At 49.6% G+C, this 16,857-nt stretch carries 15 protein-coding genes; 13 read left to right on the top strand and 2 right to left on the bottom strand.

All coding sequences use genetic code 11. The annotated features are described in order from the left end of the window. From AC9UES_RS04435 to manA, 5 genes are all read left to right on the top strand, one after another. A partial coding sequence (locus tag AC9UES_RS04435; protein WP_509527090.1) for an ATP-grasp domain-containing protein occupies positions 1-467 on the top strand: 467 nt, incomplete at its 5' end. Positions 468-528: 61 nt separating this feature from the next. Then, on the top strand, positions 529-1,005 hold the full coding sequence (gene purE, locus AC9UES_RS04440) for a 5-(carboxyamino)imidazole ribonucleotide mutase (protein ID WP_509527091.1): 477 nt from the start codon (positions 529-531) through the stop codon (positions 1,003-1,005). Positions 1,006-1,249: 244 nt separating this feature from the next. Continuing rightward, complete coding sequence (locus AC9UES_RS04445; protein ID WP_509527092.1) at positions 1,250-1,759, top strand: hypothetical protein; 510 nt, start codon at positions 1,250-1,252, stop codon at positions 1,757-1,759. Further along, a complete protein-coding gene (locus AC9UES_RS04450) occupies positions 1,759-3,723 on the top strand; it encodes a LysM peptidoglycan-binding domain-containing protein (protein ID WP_509527093.1) in 1,965 nt (654 codons plus the stop codon). Before AC9UES_RS04445 ends, AC9UES_RS04450 begins: the two co-directional genes overlap by 1 nt. 63 nt (positions 3,724-3,786) lie before the next feature. Further along, on the top strand, positions 3,787-4,911 hold the full coding sequence (gene manA / locus AC9UES_RS04455; RefSeq protein WP_509527094.1) for a mannose-6-phosphate isomerase, class I: 1,125 nt from the start codon (positions 3,787-3,789) through the stop codon (positions 4,909-4,911). On the opposite strand, the gene galE is transcribed toward manA, so the two are convergent. Continuing rightward, the gene (gene galE / locus AC9UES_RS04460) at positions 4,908-5,867 is read right to left on the bottom strand and encodes a UDP-glucose 4-epimerase GalE (protein WP_509527095.1); all 960 of its coding nucleotides are present in this window, start codon (positions 5,865-5,867) and stop codon (positions 4,908-4,910) included. The two genes, manA and galE, sit on opposite strands and share 4 nt — an antisense overlap. Positions 5,868-6,013: 146 nt before the next feature. Between galE and AC9UES_RS04465 the strand changes: the two genes are divergently transcribed. Genes AC9UES_RS04465 through AC9UES_RS04475 form a run of 3 tightly spaced genes read left to right on the top strand, consistent with a single transcriptional unit; the run spans position 6,014 to position 10,560 of the window. Next, on the top strand, positions 6,014-6,319 hold the full coding sequence (locus tag AC9UES_RS04465) for a WhiB family transcriptional regulator (protein ID WP_509523303.1): 306 nt from the start codon (positions 6,014-6,016) through the stop codon (positions 6,317-6,319). Positions 6,320-6,346: 27 nt separating this feature from the next. Continuing rightward, positions 6,347-9,100, top strand: coding sequence for a glycosyltransferase family 2 protein (locus tag AC9UES_RS04470; RefSeq protein ID WP_509527096.1), 2,754 nt, complete (start codon positions 6,347-6,349; stop codon positions 9,098-9,100). Beyond that, positions 9,100-10,560, top strand: a complete 1,461-nt coding sequence (locus AC9UES_RS04475; RefSeq protein WP_509527097.1) for a DUF5719 family protein — start codon at positions 9,100-9,102, stop codon at positions 10,558-10,560. Before AC9UES_RS04470 ends, AC9UES_RS04475 begins: the two co-directional genes overlap by 1 nt. Here AC9UES_RS04475 and AC9UES_RS04480 read toward each other — a convergent pair. Then, positions 10,557-10,979 carry a hypothetical protein gene (locus tag AC9UES_RS04480; protein ID WP_509527098.1) on the bottom strand — a complete coding sequence of 141 codons (423 nt, stop codon included), beginning with the start codon at positions 10,977-10,979 and terminating at the stop codon, positions 10,557-10,559. The two genes, AC9UES_RS04475 and AC9UES_RS04480, sit on opposite strands and share 4 nt — an antisense overlap. 14 nt (positions 10,980-10,993) lie before the next feature. Here AC9UES_RS04480 and AC9UES_RS04485 point away from each other — a divergent pair, with 14 nt between their 5' ends. The 5 genes from AC9UES_RS04485 to AC9UES_RS04505 form a co-directional block, all read left to right on the top strand. Next, positions 10,994-12,403 (top strand): phosphomannomutase/phosphoglucomutase, encoded by a 1,410-nt coding sequence (locus AC9UES_RS04485; RefSeq protein WP_509527103.1) that lies wholly within the window; start codon positions 10,994-10,996, stop codon positions 12,401-12,403. Between the two features lie 21 nt (positions 12,404-12,424). Next, positions 12,425-13,897, top strand: coding sequence for an adenosylhomocysteinase (gene ahcY / locus AC9UES_RS04490; protein WP_509527099.1), 1,473 nt, complete (start codon positions 12,425-12,427; stop codon positions 13,895-13,897). An 8-nt stretch (positions 13,898-13,905) separates the two neighbouring features. Then, complete coding sequence (gene mtrA / locus AC9UES_RS04495; protein WP_509527100.1) at positions 13,906-14,574, top strand: MtrAB system response regulator MtrA; 669 nt, start codon at positions 13,906-13,908, stop codon at positions 14,572-14,574. Positions 14,575-14,579: 5 nt separating this feature from the next. Next, the gene (gene mtrB / locus AC9UES_RS04500; protein WP_509527101.1) at positions 14,580-16,154 is read left to right on the top strand and encodes an MtrAB system histidine kinase MtrB; all 1,575 of its coding nucleotides are present in this window, start codon (positions 14,580-14,582) and stop codon (positions 16,152-16,154) included. Continuing rightward, the coding region (locus tag AC9UES_RS04505; protein ID WP_509527102.1) for an LpqB family beta-propeller domain-containing protein at positions 16,151-16,857 on the top strand (707 nt) is incomplete at its 3' end. The genes mtrB and AC9UES_RS04505, both read left to right, overlap by 4 nt.

Raw genomic sequence — 16,857 nt, forward strand, 5'->3', positions numbered from 1 at the left:
ACATCAGTTCCGAAATGTCGATGGAGGCAGTCAAAATAGCACGGTTGATTTCGGAATCTCTCGGGGTAACCGGAAACTTAGCAGTTGAAATGTTTGAAACTACCGACGGTGAACTACTGGTAAATGAATTAGCAATGCGACCACACAATTCAGGTCACTTCACAATCGAGGGATCAGTTACTTCGCAATTTGAACAACACCTTCGAGCTGTGTTGAATCTTCCGCTCGGTAAAACAGATCCAGTGAGGCCTGTGGCGGTCATGGCAAATCTTCTTGGGGTCTCTAACTCCCAGGATCTTTTGGCTAACCGTGACAAAGTCATGTCTTTATTCCCAGATGTAAATATCCACTTCTACGGAAAAGCTCCAAGGCTTGGTAGAAAGCTAGGGCACATCACCGTAGTTGGTGACAATGCCGACACTTGTCTTCGGACAGCCGAGGCTGCCAGGAACGAACTAAACAACTAATATTTCAGTATTAGGTAAATCGACGGGAGTTCAAATTACCAATCCACTAGTAGCAGTTGTGATGGGTTCCGACTCGGACTGGTCAATCATGTCCGATGCCGCTCAGGCGTTAAAAGATTTTGGAATCGAATACGAAGTCGAGGTACTCTCCGCTCATCGCACTCCCGAGCGAATGATTGAGTGGGGAAAAACTGCTGCCTCACGAGGCATCAAGGTAATCATCGCTGGTGCCGGAGGCGCTGCACATCTTCCCGGGATGCTTGCTTCTGTAACAACACTTCCCGTTGTTGGTGTTCCCGTTCCACTAGGCAAACTTGATGGCATGGACTCTCTGCTCTCGATTGTTCAAATGCCAGCTGGAATTCCAGTTGCAACAGTTTCCATAGGTGGAGCCAAGAACGCTGGAATACTTGCCGCCAGAATTTTGTCCACCAGCGATAAAACATTGGAACAAAAACTTGTTGACTACGGAGTCTCCCTGGCTGATCTAGTCGCGGAGAAAAACACTCAGCTGCAAAATCAAATCAAGAACAGCTAAATCAAAAATTCAAGACCGCAATGCTTTGCGCAACAAAATTGGTCGATTTGAAGCTGGCAAATTCCTGACAGTGGTAATTTCCTTCGGAAATTTCTCAAAAAACGCTCCGTGACCAGCTAGATTCTGGGGATTTTCTGCGATTTCGTAACAGTGTTGCTTTTTGCTCAATATCTGTTCCATTTGCGTTTTGCGTTGCCATTATAGAAAGTTCAACCTAGGCTTGAAGGTGCGTGAGGAGTGCGTTATGAGAAGAACCTTTATTGTCGCGCTTGGCTTGGCTACAGCCCTAGTGCTTGCTGGCTGTACCCTCTTTTACCCAAACTCTGGCACCCCAACCGATGAGCTAATCGATCCGAATGCCTCCGCTAGCGTTGCGCCAGGCGAAGAAAATAGCCAAGGGGAAGCTACTTCACCTACTAACTCTCCCTCTTCCTCTCCTTCAGTTTCTCCGACCATGGCAGCTGCGGTCTTGAACATTCTTTACTCAGACACCTCAGCGGGGGTACTGAACGTGGTTTCCGAAGTCAGCAATTTTGCAGAAGATGGCGGAAGTTGCATTCTTAGCTATTACCAAGGAGAAACTGCCACAGCTATTGCAACGGTGAAAGCTGAGCGCAACGTTACCTCAACCCAGTGTTTCCCATTTAACGTCAGTTTTTCAGGCCTCCCGAAAGGTTCTTTGATGCTGACTGTTAGTTACAAATCCGACAACCACATCGGTGAATCCCAAAAGTTTGAGGTGATCATTCCCTAATGATTAAAACAGCAGGAAAACTCTGGTCCATGTTACTTATTGCCGCGATGTCGGCAGCGGGAATTGTTGCGCTTGAGGCAGAGAGCACTCCAGCAGAAGCTGCTAATGCCGCTTGGTTTAACCCGGGACAAATTATTAGCGACAGCGCTTTTTATACTTCGGGAACTATGTCTGCCGTCGACATCCAAAGATTCCTAAATGGAAAAGTTGCGGCCTGTCGAGCAGATCCAACAAGACCTGGTTGTCTTAAGGATTACCGTCTCAGCACTCCAGCTGTAGCTGGAGCAGCCGGAAGATGTGCATCGCTTCCTGCAAAGACAAACGTCAGCGCTGCTGAAATCATTTATGACGTATCAATAGCGTGTGGAATTAGCCCCAAGGTGCTTTTAGTCAAGTTGCAAAAAGAGCAGGGGCTTGTAACTTCAACTAACCCGAGTGCCCGTGCTTACGAGTTTGCACTTGGAATGAACTGTCCGGACACCCCTGCTGGTTGTAGCGCGGCATCGGCAGGATTTTTCTGGCAGCTTTACAAAGGTGCTGGACAATTGCAGTGGTACAGCAACCCGGCTGGTTCCTTTACCTGGCTAAAACCAGGAAGAACCATCAATCGCCCCTACCAGGCCAATAACCCTGGTTGTGGCGCTCAATCATTTGTCTTGGAAAACAAGGCAACCGCCGCTTTGTATTACTACACCCCTTACGTGCCTAACCAAACCGCTCTGGGAAACCTCTATGGGGTCGGAGACGTTTGTAGCGCATATGGAAACCGAAACTTCTTCCGCGATTACACGGACTGGTTCGGCTCAACTATTGGCGGTAGCTTCCTTCTCAAAGGCGACGCTGCTGACGTATTCATGATTGTCAATGAGACCAAGTTCCGAATCCCAACTCCAGAGCTACTTACTTCCCTTGCGCCTTTAGGTCCTGTTGGAACTGTTTCAAATGCTCACCTAGATCGATACACCACAGTCAGTGACATGAGCGCTCTTGCTAGAAATGCCGTTGACGGAAGTTACTTCTTTATCCACAACAGCCAACGGCTAGCGTTTGCTAACTGTGATGAGGTGGCAGCTTGGGGATTGAACTGCGCTAGCGCTGTAACAATGACTGGCTCTCAGGTGAGTGCCCTGGTAGCCGGCGAAGCAATGTCAGCTCTGGTCGGAAGATTTGTTGTTGAAAACGGCAAACTGGTTGCGGTAACGGTTCCAACACCTGATCCGTCAGCGTCACCTACCGCGACACCTGATCCGTCAGCGTCACCTACCGCGACACCTGATCCGTCAGCGTCACCTACCGCGACACCTGATCCGTCAGCGTCACCTACCGCTACTCCTAGCGCGACTCCTACCGCGACTCCTAGCTCGACCCCTACCCCTACTCCAACCACATCAGCGTCCCCAGCACCTGCCGCACCAGCTCCAGTTTCCACCTACACAGTCGCTCGTGGTGACTCACTCAGTGGAATCGCATCTCGCTTTGGCACCACAACAAGAAACCTGATGAGCATCAATGGCATTACCAATTCAAACTATATCCGCGCCGGTCAGGTCCTAAAGCTTTCTTCTAACGGAGTTACTCCAGCAGCACCTGCTGCGCCCGCTCCAACCACCCCAGCACCTGCAGCTCCAGCAACCACTTACAAAGTTACTCCAGGTGACTCCTTGAGTGGGATTGCGGCAAGATTTGGAACAACCACGAGAAACCTCATGTCTATCAATGGAATTGTTGATGCCAACCGAATCAGAATTGGTCAAGTACTTACCATTGCAGGTGCCGCTGCCGCAGCTGCTCCTGCAGCTCCAGCCTCAACCTCTGGTGCAACCACCAGTTACAAGGTTGTTCCTGGAGACACCCTGAGTGGCATTGCTTCCCGCTTTGGCACCACATCAAGGAACCTGATGGCCCTAAATGGAATTACTAATGCCAACTTCCTTAGAATCGGTCAGGTTCTAAGGCTCTCTTAGAACCTGCTGTAGCTTCAGTTTCACCGAAACGGTAACTTTGCTTTATGGAACAGGATCTAGCTAATGCTTAGTCGAATCTCTGGATCCACCAAGAATTATGCCTGGGGATCAAAAGAGCTGGTTCCTGATTTCTTTGGACTGGCCGAATCTAGCGAGCCGATTGCTGAAATATGGTTTGGCACCCACCCACTCGGTGAAAGCAAGAGTTTGTCAGAAAACCAAAGCCTTTCGGAAAGCCTTGGCAAGCGCCTTAAATTTCTAGTCAAGTTCCTTTCTGCCGAGCGATCCCTTTCAATTCAGGTCCATCCAAACTCCTATCAGGCCAAAGCTGGATTTGATTTGGAGCAGGACCGGGATATACCAATTGGTGATCCCAAAAGAAACTACAAAGACGCTTCTCAAAAGCCAGAAGCACTTATTGCCCTGACAAGCTTTCGAGCACTTTGTGGCTTTCGTCCGCGGACAGAGCTAATAACGGTCTTTACAGAGTTTGGAAAATCTGAACCCCAGTTTGCTTCTTTGGCAAAGAAGTTACTGTCCGATGCATCGCTAAAAAACATTTTTCAATCACTGATAGAAAACTCTGAGCTCGCCAAGCGATTCACTGAGGCTGTACCGAGCTCCCAATCCAATCCAGTTGCCATGAAAGCTAGGGCACTAGTTGCGACACTACTTAAGCAATTTCCAGATGACACCGGAGCGCTAGTTGCTTTGATGCTCAACGAAGTTTCTCTAGAGCCAGGCGAAGCAATCTACTTGCCGGCTGGTAACGTGCATGCCTACCTGTCTGGTCTTGGGCTTGAGGTTATGGCTGCTTCGGACAACGTATTGCGCGCGGGGTTAACTTCGAAGCACGTGGATGTTGCTGAAGTTCTAGAGATTGCGGATTTTAGAGAACTTGTGGAGCCAAGACTTAGACCGAAGAAACTAGCGGAGGGCCTGATCGAGTATCCGGTGGACTGCTCAGAGTTTCACATCTACCGGGCAGATGTTTCGGGAAAGAACTTACTTGCCGATCTAGACCTGCCAGCTAGCGCAATGGTGGTTTGCACCTCAGGGGAGGTGGCAGTTAGCACCAGCCTGGACGAGCGCGAAGTGCTCACTAAATCTGAGGTGGTCTTGGCCTCCGGGGCTAAGAAGCTGAGCCTGAGCGGCAGCGGAACGGTGTTTCTGGTCTTGGGGGACTAGCCCAGCGCCTTCCAGGCACTTTCGATTATTTCTGCCAAAGAGTTCTTCGCCTTCCAACCCATGGTTTTCTCAATTCTGGAAGCATCAGCAATCAAGCGGGCTGGATCTCCGGCCCTTCGGGCGACAACTTCATACTCAAAGTCAATTCCTGTTGTTTCTCGAATCTGCTTTAGAACCTCAATGACGCTAGATCCATATCCTGTTCCAACGTTGAAGGTATTGAATGCGCGCTTGTCTTGTTCTAGATAATCGAGTGCTTTAATGTGAGCTTGCGCTAAATCAAGAACATGGACATAGTCGCGGATACAACTGCCGTCAGGAGTGTTGTAGTCCGAACCATAGACCTTTGGCTTGGATTTATTCTTTATCGCCTCAAAGACAATTGGAATCAAGTTCAAAACTTGAGTGTCTGCGAGGTCATCCCATCCTGCGCCTGCGGCGTTGAAGTAGCGAAGGTTTACGTGTCTAAGGCCCCAGGAGGTTTCGGCGTTTGCGGCCATCCATTCACCAATGAGTTTTGTTTGGCCGTAAGGGTTTATCGGAGAAGCGGCTTGATCTTCTGAAACTAGGTCAACATCTGGAACACCGTAGGCTGCAGCGCTGGATGAAAAAACTAGCTTTTTTACACCAGCACTTTTCATGGCCAGAAGCAGGTTTGCCTGACCCCCAAGGTTCTTATTGAAATATTTCTCGGGATTTTCGACAGAATCGCCAACCCGCTTCAAGGCAGCTAGATGGATCACAGAATCCACGCTGTGCTCTTGCATGAGAGCTTCCAATGCAGCTACCGCGGAGGGTTCAGCTAGGTCAATTCGGTAGCTGGTTAGGCCCGAAACCCTTGATTCTTTGCCGGTAGAGAGGTCATCGACCACAATCACTTCGGTGCCTGTCTCGGTTAGCAACCGGGCCACGTGGGACCCGATATAACCTGCACCGCCAGTGATCAGAACGCTCATTCTCCAAGGATACTTGCCCCGAATGGCCCAGACAGGCCAGTAAAGATGTGGAATTCAACTTGACAAGACACCAATAACAGCGGTGTAATTACAGCAGTGAAAGTACTTGCCAGCGCCTGGCAGCTTAGAGAACGGAACAGCACTAAATGGAAAATCGCGGACAGGTTCCCGATAACTGGTTTATCGACCCTCTTCTTCTAGGTGTCTCAGGTGCATACACAGACTTCGAACAAGACCCACTTTCCTGGCAAGCAGATGCACTTTGTGCACAGACAGACCCAGAGGCATTCTTTCCTGAAAAGGGAGGATCTACCAGAGATGCAAAAAGAATTTGCACCGGTTGCGATGTAAAGGCACAGTGCCTAGAGTATGCACTTGCTAACGATGAAAGATTTGGTATTTGGGGCGGTCTGTCTGAGAGAGAAAGACGCAAACTAAAAAAGCGTGCTTAGCTCGCGCTTTGCGCTGAAAGCTAATTCATGACAGCCGATGTTTGTGCAATAGTTTTAGCTCACGATCAACCACAGTTTCTAGAACGAGTTCTAGCAGATCTCAAAAACCAATCTGTAACGCCCTCAAGAGTTTTGATTGTTGACACTTCAAAACAACTTGCAGCTTCGAGCCAAGGCTATGAAGTTCTAAAGCTTGATTCAAAAACTAGATTTGCTGCTGCCATTGAAGCGGCCGTAGCGCACATAGCCCCAAAAGAGTTCTTGTGGATTCTGCACGATGACAGTGCCCCTGACTCTAGGGCTTTAGAAAACTTACTTCGTGAAGTTGAACTAAGCCCATCGCTTGCAATTGTTGGACCAAAACAAGTTGATTGGGACAACCCCAGAATCATCAGGCAGCTTGGCCTTAGCCTTACCCGAGGCGGGAAACTCTTCAGTCGTGTTCGTGGAGAATTCGACCAGGGCCAACACGATAACTCCGAGGACGTGATGGCGGTTGGAACCGCCGGGGCGCTAATCAACATGGATGTTTACCGAGCCCTAGGCGGCTTCGACGCCCAAGCACCTGTCTATGCGGCAGATGTTGACTTTTCCATTCGAGCCAGGTTGCAAGGCTCGAGAGTAGCGGTTGCACCAAATGCCAAGGTTTCGCACAAGATGCTCTCGATGCAAGGAGCCAGGCCGCTTCGCTGGCTGGGCACCAACCCAGCAACTGCAATTAGGCAAGCAGAGCTGCACCTGGCCCTAAGTTATTCAAGCGCTGCGTTGTTCTGGCTTGGTTGGCTGTTTTTACTTCCTCTAGCCGCAGCCAACTCATTAGTCTTGGGCTTCAGATCAAAGGGCTATGCAATTGGCCCAGAGCTTCGTGCTGCATTTTTGGTGTTTATCAACTTAGCAAGCGTGCTTGCATCCAGATCCAAAATTAGTCAAACCACCACAGCTAAAATCGGAACTCTTTCGGCCTTGCGGGCAAGTGGGCAAGAAGTTAGAAACGATAACAAAAAAGCCAAAGATGAAGAAGTATCTACCAGATTGCTTGCCACTCACGCCCTGGGCGAAACCGAACTGTTGCAAGTTACACCGAACTCAGGATTTATTTCTTCTGGTGCGATTTGGTGGGCGCTTGGATTACTAGCGCTAAACCTTCCTTGGGTTCCAACGAACGTAGCTGTTTCTGGACCAGGTGTGCTGCCACTTTCTTCTAACTGGTTAGAAATATTTGGCCAGGCTGGATCCAACTCGCATTCCATTGGCTTGGGTTTTGTGGGGGCAGCGGATCCTTGGGTTTGGGCCCTTACTCTACTTAGCGCGCCGCTGTTTTTCCTACCGACATTTTCTGTGACACTGTTTTTGTTCCTCGCCACCCCCATCGCATTCGCGGGTGCATTCAAGATTTCCGAATTGGTCGCCTCAAAAAACTTGGTTCGGATAGTTTCAGCATTGAGTTTTGCTTTGTGGCCTGCCCTCACAGTTTCGGTTTCGGAAGCTAAGTTCTCGCAAGTGCTGGCAGTTGCTTTGCTGCCTTGGCTTTTATACTCGCTGGCTCGAGTGGCAAGAATCGGCCACAAGGACTCCACGCGTTTCCCAAGAACGCACGTCGGGATAGCTGCCATCTTGCTGGCCATGATTGCCGCCAGCTCGCCGGTTCTAGGAGCAGTGTTACTAGTTCTGGTAGTAATCACGGCAATAGTTCGACCAAGCAAGATTGTGCCATTGCTTTCCACCACCTTGCTAGCTATCGCTTGGTTCCTGCCGCTAATAATTGAGCGCATTGCTTCGGGTAACTGGCTGAGCCTGTTACTTGATCCTGGATTGAGCGTGACGGATGGATTGGAAGCTAACTGGACGCTGGCATTTTTTGGCTTCGGGTTTGATGCGCTTAGCTGGGGACTACTTATTACGGTCCCAACGCTGGTTTTTGCCCTACTTGCCCTGCTAGCTCCCAAGCTTCGAAACACCCTGCCGCTTTGGGCAATTGCCTTGCTGGCTCTTGCAGCTAGTTGGGTAGTAGTTGGAATCGACTTTGATTTAGGAAACGGCTCAAGCCTTGGAATAGACGCCAGTGCTCTGCTTGGCTTATTTGGCTTGGCACTAACGCTTCTGCTGGCTCATGTTGCAGACACTTCATTTGTGCTTCGAGTCAGTGCGCTTGCAACTGTTGCCCTAGTTGGATTACTACCGGCGGCATATCAAATGGTTACAGTTACCCCCAATGTGAGCTACTCCGATGGGCAAATTGTGCCCTCAATTATTCAAGCCGATGTAAGTTCTGGAAGTTATTGGAGAACCCTGCAGCTGGAATCAACCAGTGAAGGTGGTTTAGTTGCTCAAGTTTTCACTGGAGCGGGAGTAAAGCTAAACCACATTTCAAGTGGTTACAAAATTTCCAGCACCACAAACCCAGAAGCAAACCCTGATTACCAAGAGCTCGGGCAACTGGTTGCCAATTTGGCCTCCGCTAACGGTGCAGAGATTTATCCAACTCTTGAAAAGTTTGGCATTGGATACATCCTTGTGAAACCAGTTGATAGAAATCTTCAACTCGCCCTTGATTCCACCAGAGGGCTGGAATCAATTGGGCTAACCGACTATGGCCAATTGTGGAAAGTAGAGAACATTCCAGCGGGAATCCAAGCAACCCCGCTTGATTTTGGTTTGGTAAAACTTGGACAACTCGCCGTACTTGCTTTATTCGCTTGGTTTGCAATTCCTGCAAGAAGCAAGAAAAGGCGAAAAACCAAAGACAGCGATATCTTCATTGACTCCGAGGAGGCAAACTAATGATTACTCGTGCAATTGCCTTCGTAGCGACAACTCTTTTACTGGCAGGCGCTTTGGTTTTCGCTCCACCTGTAGGGCTTTCAGTGGATCTAGGTTCGGCTAGTGGCAGTTTTGATGTCAAGCCTGCCGATCAGAGTTTGGTTTGCCCAGGCCCACTTTTTGTCACCGGAGGTGCTAGTGGAACAGACCTTGGAGTTTTTGAAAGAACTGGCTCCACAACACTTCGCTACAGCGCCGAGGGAACCGGAGCACTCGAAGTTAAATCAATTGCCATCCAAGACCCGCTCGTGACTTCCCTTGGCTCTGGAAGAATTTACTCCGCTGGTGAAATCACAAACGCCACCGAACTTAGAAATACCGGGGCGAGTGTGGGGTCCCCACAAGGATCCATGGTGGCAACTGGCAGCACCACTCAGCTTGTTGCCATCGATTCCATGCGAGGACTGGCAGCAGCTAGCTGCCAGCAGCCAAGTGGCGATATTTGGCTGGTTGGTGGCTCAACAGCTGCCGGACGTGAAGCGCTATTGATTTTGACTAACCCAACGCCAAATGATGCAACAGCCGATCTAACTATTTACTCAGATCTAGGAGAGATAGAAGTTGCTGGCCTTTCTGGAATATCAGTGTTGGCAAATTCCACCACGGTGCTTTCCCTTGCAAGCTTTGCCCCAACGGTTTCGACATTGGCAGTTCAAGTTCAAACATCGGGTGCCAAGCTGGCGGCCTGGATTCAACACCGAGTTATGAACGGCACCGAGTCTTTGGGAGTGGATTATGTCTATCCTTCTCTTGCACCTCAACTGGAATCGGTAATTCCTGGTTTTGTGGTGCGCGGGACTGAAGCAATCAACCAAGTTGCTGTGACAGAAGGTATTGCCGATGCGGGGCACTCAATCCGAGTGTTCGCTCCAACTGGAGCAAACGTCACAATCCAGATTGTTTCCACCAGCGCAGAGGTTTTCGGCGCGGTTTTGACTGGAACCGTTGAGCCTGGAACGGTGCGGGATTTTCCCATCACCGATCTGCTAGATGGTAACTACTCGGTGTTTGTCAGCTCAGACCAACCAGTTTTCGCAACTGCCAAGGCAGCAATCGGTAACGACGCCGGCACCCCACGAATCGACTTCACTTGGCTGGGAGCAGCAGAGCCGCTCACCGCGGCGCGAGCGATTATGACCTCTGCGGTAATTCCGCCAGACGGCGCTTCTTATCTGGTATTTGCCAACCCGATCAATGAAGTAAGGAGTGCAACTGTTACTAGCTTGGAAACCGGAGTTGCAACAGTTGTTTCAGTTCCCGCTCAAGGCTCTAGCTTGCTAGGAATAACCGGAGCAGTTGCTGTTTCGAGCGACACCGGTGTCTTTGCTTCAGTTGCACTGCTACTGAGTGGTCAAATTTCCTCGTTGGCGCTTTACCAGCCAACTAATCTTGGCAATTCAGTTCAGGTGCGTTTTCGCTAACGGTTGTAGTAATCGGGAACTAGATCCCAAGGGTCAATATCCAGTAAGTCCGCAATCGCCTCAAATACTTGCTGCTCAACTTTTAGTCTTTCTTCCAGCATTGATTTTCTTGAGTGAGAACCAAAGCGTTCGGTTGGAATTCGATAAATCGTGATGTGATTACCTTCGCGATCAACTGTCCATCTTGGAATATCAGTTTGACTTTCAGCAGCGGTGGGTTCGGATCTAACTGACCAGGTGAGACCTTCGAGGTCTTCAGCCCAAATAGCTTTCAGATACTCCATAGCGGTGTTGACGTATTGCTCAAAACTGTGAGATCTGGTTTGGCCAAATTTGAACAGCTTGCTCAGTATCGGTCTTCTCATGCCGCGGTCATGGCGATCCCTGTGGGCGTTGCGTGATTTTGAGGGTTTAGCCATGGCCCCATTGTATTATTGGGACAGTGAGCACAGTTGATGCAATTTTCAAAAAATACGACATCCGTGGATTAGTCGGCTCTGAAATCACCCCAGAAAAAGTCTCAGCTATAGCTGCTTCATTTGTCGATGTGCTTGATCTGGCCGGTAAGTCGGTAGTGGTGGGGCACGATATGCGAGATTCCTCAGTTGGCTTTGTTGATGCCTTTATAGAAGGCGCTACCGCCAGGGGAGCAGATGTAATCAATATCGGTCTGTGCTCAACTGATGAGTGCTACTTTGCCTCCGGACACCTGGAAGCGGCATCCGCCATGTTCACCGCGAGCCACAACCCCTCCACCTATAACGGCATCAAGTTTTCAAGAGCCGGCGCCTTGGGTATCTCGATGGAAACCGGCTTGAGTGAAATCCTCGAGGGTGCAAATAAGTACCTAGCTTCAGGAATCAAAGAGGTAGCCGAGCCTGGTTATGCCAGTGAGCACGACATCATGGGCGAGTACGCTGCAAATCTTCGCGAACTAGTTTCGCTAGAGGCAATTCGTCCGTTGAAAGTTGTTGTCGATGCAGCCAATGGCATGGGCGGACTCACTGTGCCATCAGTTTTGGGAACTGATGCGGGGCTATCAAAACTTCCAGTTGATATCATCCCGATGTACTTTGAACTAGACGGTTCCTTTCCAAATCACGAAGCTAATCCGCTAGATCCTAAGAACCTTGTTGACTTACAAAAAAGAGTCATTCAAGAAAAAGCCGACATCGGTTTGGCATTTGATGGCGATGCCGACCGCTGCTTTGTTATTGATGAAAAAGGAAACGCTGTTTCCCCCTCTGCTGTTGCCGCCATCGTGGCAGTTAGCGAAATCACCAGGGCCAAGGCTCTAGGAGATAACAACGTTCACATCCTGCATAACTTGCTCACCTCGCGAGCAGTGAAGGAATTCATTGAAGCCGCTGGTGCCACAGCTACCCGTACGAGAGTCGGGCACTCTTTGATTAAAGACGAGATGGCTAGAACTGGAGCAACCTTTGGTGGCGAGCACTCCGCGCACTATTACTTCAAAGATTTCTTTGGTGCTGACAGTGGCATGCTTGCGGCCATGCACGTGATGCGCGAGTTTGGCTCTCAGGATCTGCCACTTTCGGAATTTGCAGCCAAGTTCGACCCCTATTTTGCTAGCGGGGAGATCAACTCGACCGTCAAGGACTCTGGGGCGAAAATGGCCCAAATCAAAAGTGAGTTCAAGGACTTTGATATTGACGAATTAGACGGTGTAACCGTAAGTTCCAAGCCAGGGCAGAGCCCCTGGTGGTGGTTCAATGTCCGAAGCTCCAACACCGAGCCGCTACTGAGGTTGAATGTGGAATCTGAGGACAAAAACCGCTGTGATGAGCTAACTTCCAGGGTTTTGGGACTAATAAATAGCTAGCCCCCAAGCTATGCTTGGATAATGCTGAAATCAAAGACAACTATCGAATTTAAAGTAGCCGACCTAGCTCTTGCCGAGGCTGGAAGACATCAAATCCGCCTCGCTGAGAACGAAATGCCTGGCCTTATGGCTCTGCGCCAAGAGTTTGCCGCAGCTCAGCCACTAAAGGGTGCCCGCATCGCCGGCTCACTTCACATGACTGTTCAGACCGCCGTTCTAATTGAGACCCTTGCTGCCCTTGGTGCACAGGTTCGTTGGGCCAGCTGTAACATTTTCTCCACTCAGGACGAAGCAGCAGCTGCTGTTGTAGTTGGATCTGGATCTCCAGAGCACGTTGCTGGTATTCCTGTGTTTGCTTGGAAGGGCGAAACCCTAGACGAGTACTGGTGGGCGACGTCTAGAATCTTCGATTGGTCCACAGAGGCCGAAGCAGAAGGTGCCTCTTACACCGGACCAAACATGATTTTGGATGACGGCGGAGACGCAACATTGCTAGTTCACAAGGGACGCGAGTTTGAGCTCGCTGGATCAGTTCCTCCAACCGGCGCAGACGACAGCGAAGAGTATGGCGTAATTCTTGAGCTACTTCGTGACTCACTAAAGGAGTCGAAAGACCGCTTCACAACTATTGCTTCTGAAATCATCGGTGTTAGCGAAGAAACCACCACCGGTGTTCACAGACTCTACGAGTTCTTCAAGCGCGGAGAACTATTGTTCCCTGCGATCAACGTGAACGATTCTGTAACCAAGACCAAGTTCGACAACAAGTATGGAATCAGACACTCACTTCCAGATGGTCTAAACCGCGCAACCGACGTTTTGATAGGTGGCAAGACTGTTTGGGTTGGTGGCTACGGTGACGTAGGTAAGGGCGCAGCTGAAGCTCTTGTTGGTCAGGGAGCTCGCGTTATTGTGAGCGAGATCGATCCGATTTGTGCACTGCAGGCAGTTATGGATGGTTACCAGGTAACAACTTTGGAATCTGTAATCGAAGAAGTTGACATTTTTGTAACCGCTACCGGCAACACCGGAGTAATTACACCAGATCACGTAATGCAGATGAAGCACCTTGCGATCATCGCAAACATCGGTCACTTCGATGATGAGATTGACATGGCTGGAATCGCCAAGATCAAGGACATCGGCAAGATCGAGATCAAGCCTCAGGTTCACGAGTGGCTACTACCAAACAACAGAAGCGTCCTGATTTTGAGTGAGGGAAGGCTAATGAACCTTGGTAACGCCACTGGCCACCCAAGCTTTGTGATGAGCACCTCGTTCTCAAACCAGGTTCTAGCTCAGATCGAGTTGTTCACTAACTTGTCTGCCTACCCACTAGGCGTTCACATTCTGCCGAAGCACCTAGACGAAAAGGTTGCCAGAATGCACCTTGACGCTCTTGGGGTAAAACTCACAGAAATGAACGCAGACCAGGCGCGGTATATTGGTGTTCCAGTCAATGGACCATACAAGGTGGACCACTACCGCTACTAGGACCTAACATGACCCCTAAGATTCTTGTCGTCGATGACGATAATGCGCTAAGGGAAATGGTTGGAATTGTTCTAACAGCATCGGGTTTCACACCAACTTACTGCCCGGATGGTAATCAGGCGCTCGCAATATTTGAAGCCGAAAAACCCGACCTTGTTTTGCTTGATGTCATGCTTCCAGGAAAGAGCGGCATAGAAGTTTGCAAAGACCTTCGAGCCGTTTCGGGAACGCCAATAATCATGTTGACCGCAAAGTCCGAAACTAACGACGTGGTGCTGGGGCTAGAAGCCGGCGCCGATGACTATATGGTCAAGCCGTTTGAGCCAAGTGAGCTAACAGCCAGAATTAACGCGAGACTCAGACCGATCACTAGCTCAGAAGCAAGAGTAAGTATCGGGCCGCTTGAGCTGGATGTCGAGGGCCACCAGGTCTTGCGTAACGGAGAAACTATATCTTTGACTCCTTTGGAATTCAACTTGCTTTTGACCTTGGCTCAAAAACCAAAACAAGTTTTTACAAGGGAATTACTGCTGGAGCAGGTTTGGGGTTATCAGTACAAGGCCGACACCCGATTGGTAAATGTTCATGTGCAGCGACTTAGATCAAAAATCGAGCAGGATCCTGATAATCCAATAATTATCAAAACTGTTCGAGGCATTGGTTACAGGGCTGGCTAGGCTCAATGTTTAGATTGCTAAGACGCTCGGTTCAGGCTCGAGCGGTTGCCACCACTGTTGCGCTTAGCTCGGTGCTACTTGTAGCTCTCGGGGGGTTCCTGTCTTTCTCAATCGGAAATGGGCTCTTTGAAGAGCGATTACAGCAAGCTCTTGCTGAGTCTGAGGCCGCGGTTCTAGATGTTCAAAACACCTTTGCTGCCGCCAGTGTGAGTGACGAAGTAGCCCTTCAGACTCTGATGAATTCTGTGGTTCCCAAGCTAGAGGCCACCGGAGTTTCTGACACCAGACGCGTGGCCCTACTTAGGGCCCCTGGACAGACCGGCGTCCAGCTGCTGCAGAGCCCGATTTCCTCTGGTTTGGATACCGCGGTGATCTCTTCGAGCTTTAGAGCTGAGGTGCGACTTAGCGAAGGAAGATTGCTATACCAATCAATCCAGCTCACCGGCTCGAATGCTGGGGTAGTAACCACCAGCCCAGGCCTTGTTGTTGGTTCCCCAATCCAAATCCCGCTTGCCGGATCTCACGAGCTATATCTGGTTTTTGATCTATCTAGCGACCAGCAAACTTTGAATTTTGTGCAACAGACCCTTTTTGCTGGCGGACTAGCAATCATCTTGATCATCGGTGGTGTTACCTACCTAGTAACCGGATGGATCGTGAGACCGGTAAAAATCGCAGCTGAGGTTTCTGAAGAGATTGCCGACGGAGCTTTAGATGTTCGCCTCCTAGAAAAAGGTGATGATGTAATTTCCTCGCTAGCTAAGTCATTTAATAGAATGGCCGATTCGCTTCAGCAGCAAATTACGAAACTCGCATCTGTTTCGAAAATGCAGCAAAGATTCGTTTCTGATGTTTCGCACGAGCTTCGGACACCTCTAACCACCATCAAACTTGCCGGTGACTTGATCTTTGAATCTAGGAAAGATTTGGATCCATCTCTCAAAAGATCTGCTGAGCTTATGCAGGGTCAAATCGAAAGATTCGAAGTGTTGTTGAATGACCTGTTGGAGATCTCAAGGTACGACGCGGGTGCGGTTCGAGCAGAGTTAGAAATTTACGACCTAAACCAAGTTGTTAGATCATCAGTTGCCTCAATTGACCCGCTCGCACTAAAGCGCGGAAGTACCATTGAGATTCAAATTCCAGATAGTGAAGTAATGGCCGAATTTGATTCACGCAGAATCGAACGCCTGCTTAGGAACTTACTGGCCAATGCAATTGAACACGGCGAAGGTAAACCTATTCAAGTAGCCGTTGGCATGAACGAAGCGGCAGTTGCAGTTTCGGTGACCGATAACGGTGTTGGCATGACCGAGGCCGAACTAGCCAGAGTCTTTGATCGATTCTGGAGAGCGGACCCAGCTAGAAAGCGAACCAGTGGGGGTACCGGATTAGGTTTAGCCATTTCACTGGAAGACACCTTGTTACACGGCGGATCCCTAGATGTTTGGGCCAAGCCCAACGCGGGGTCCAGTTTTAGGCTTACTCTTCCCAAGGTCCAGGGTGGACAAATAACCGCTTCTCCGCTTGAGCTACCCGGTGCAACGCAGGTAAAGCCTGGGCCAAGCGAGGAACGATGAAGCAAAAGTTCCTAGCAGTTTTGCTACTGGCAAGCCTGACCGGCTGTGCGACGTTACCGGTTTCAGGTCCCGTCAGAATTGGACCAGATTTGGCACCACCTTCTGATTCCAACTCGTTTTACTACTCACCCGCCACCCCAGCTGATGGCGCTAGTGAAACAGAAATTTTGGCAGGTTTTCTAGCGGCAGGAACTGCTCCCCAAAATGACTATGCAATCGCAAGAGAGTATCTAAGTGAATCTATTCGAGCTACCTGGAACCCCAACCAAGAATTACTGATTGAAAAATCAACACCTAAAGTCACTTTGACCGAATCGGGAATTGCTTTTGTTGAAGTTGAAGTAACCGCCAGAGTAGATGCAAATGGCAGGTATGAAACACTTCCTGCAGGATCAACTAGGACCTTGGAATATACCTTCATTGAGCAAGCCGGACAGATTCGTCTAAGTAGTGCACCTGATGTCACAATCGTGATTCGACCGGTATTCGATGTCGTCTTTAGAAGTTACTCGGTTTATTTCCTAGATCACGCCAAAGCAGCACTTGTTCCAGAACTCAGGTGGTTTCCAGCTAACCCAGCTACGGGAACCAAGTTGGTCAATGCTTTGCTGGCTGGACCATCAGAATGGTTAAAGCCAGCGGTGGTTTCTGCGATTCCTACCGGAACGGTTTTGTCTTTGGATGCGGTTACTGTTCAGCAAGA

The sequence above is a fragment of the Rhodoluna sp. genome (assembly GCF_044232805.1).
Lineage (GTDB): Bacteria > Actinomycetota > Actinomycetes > Actinomycetales > Microbacteriaceae > Rhodoluna.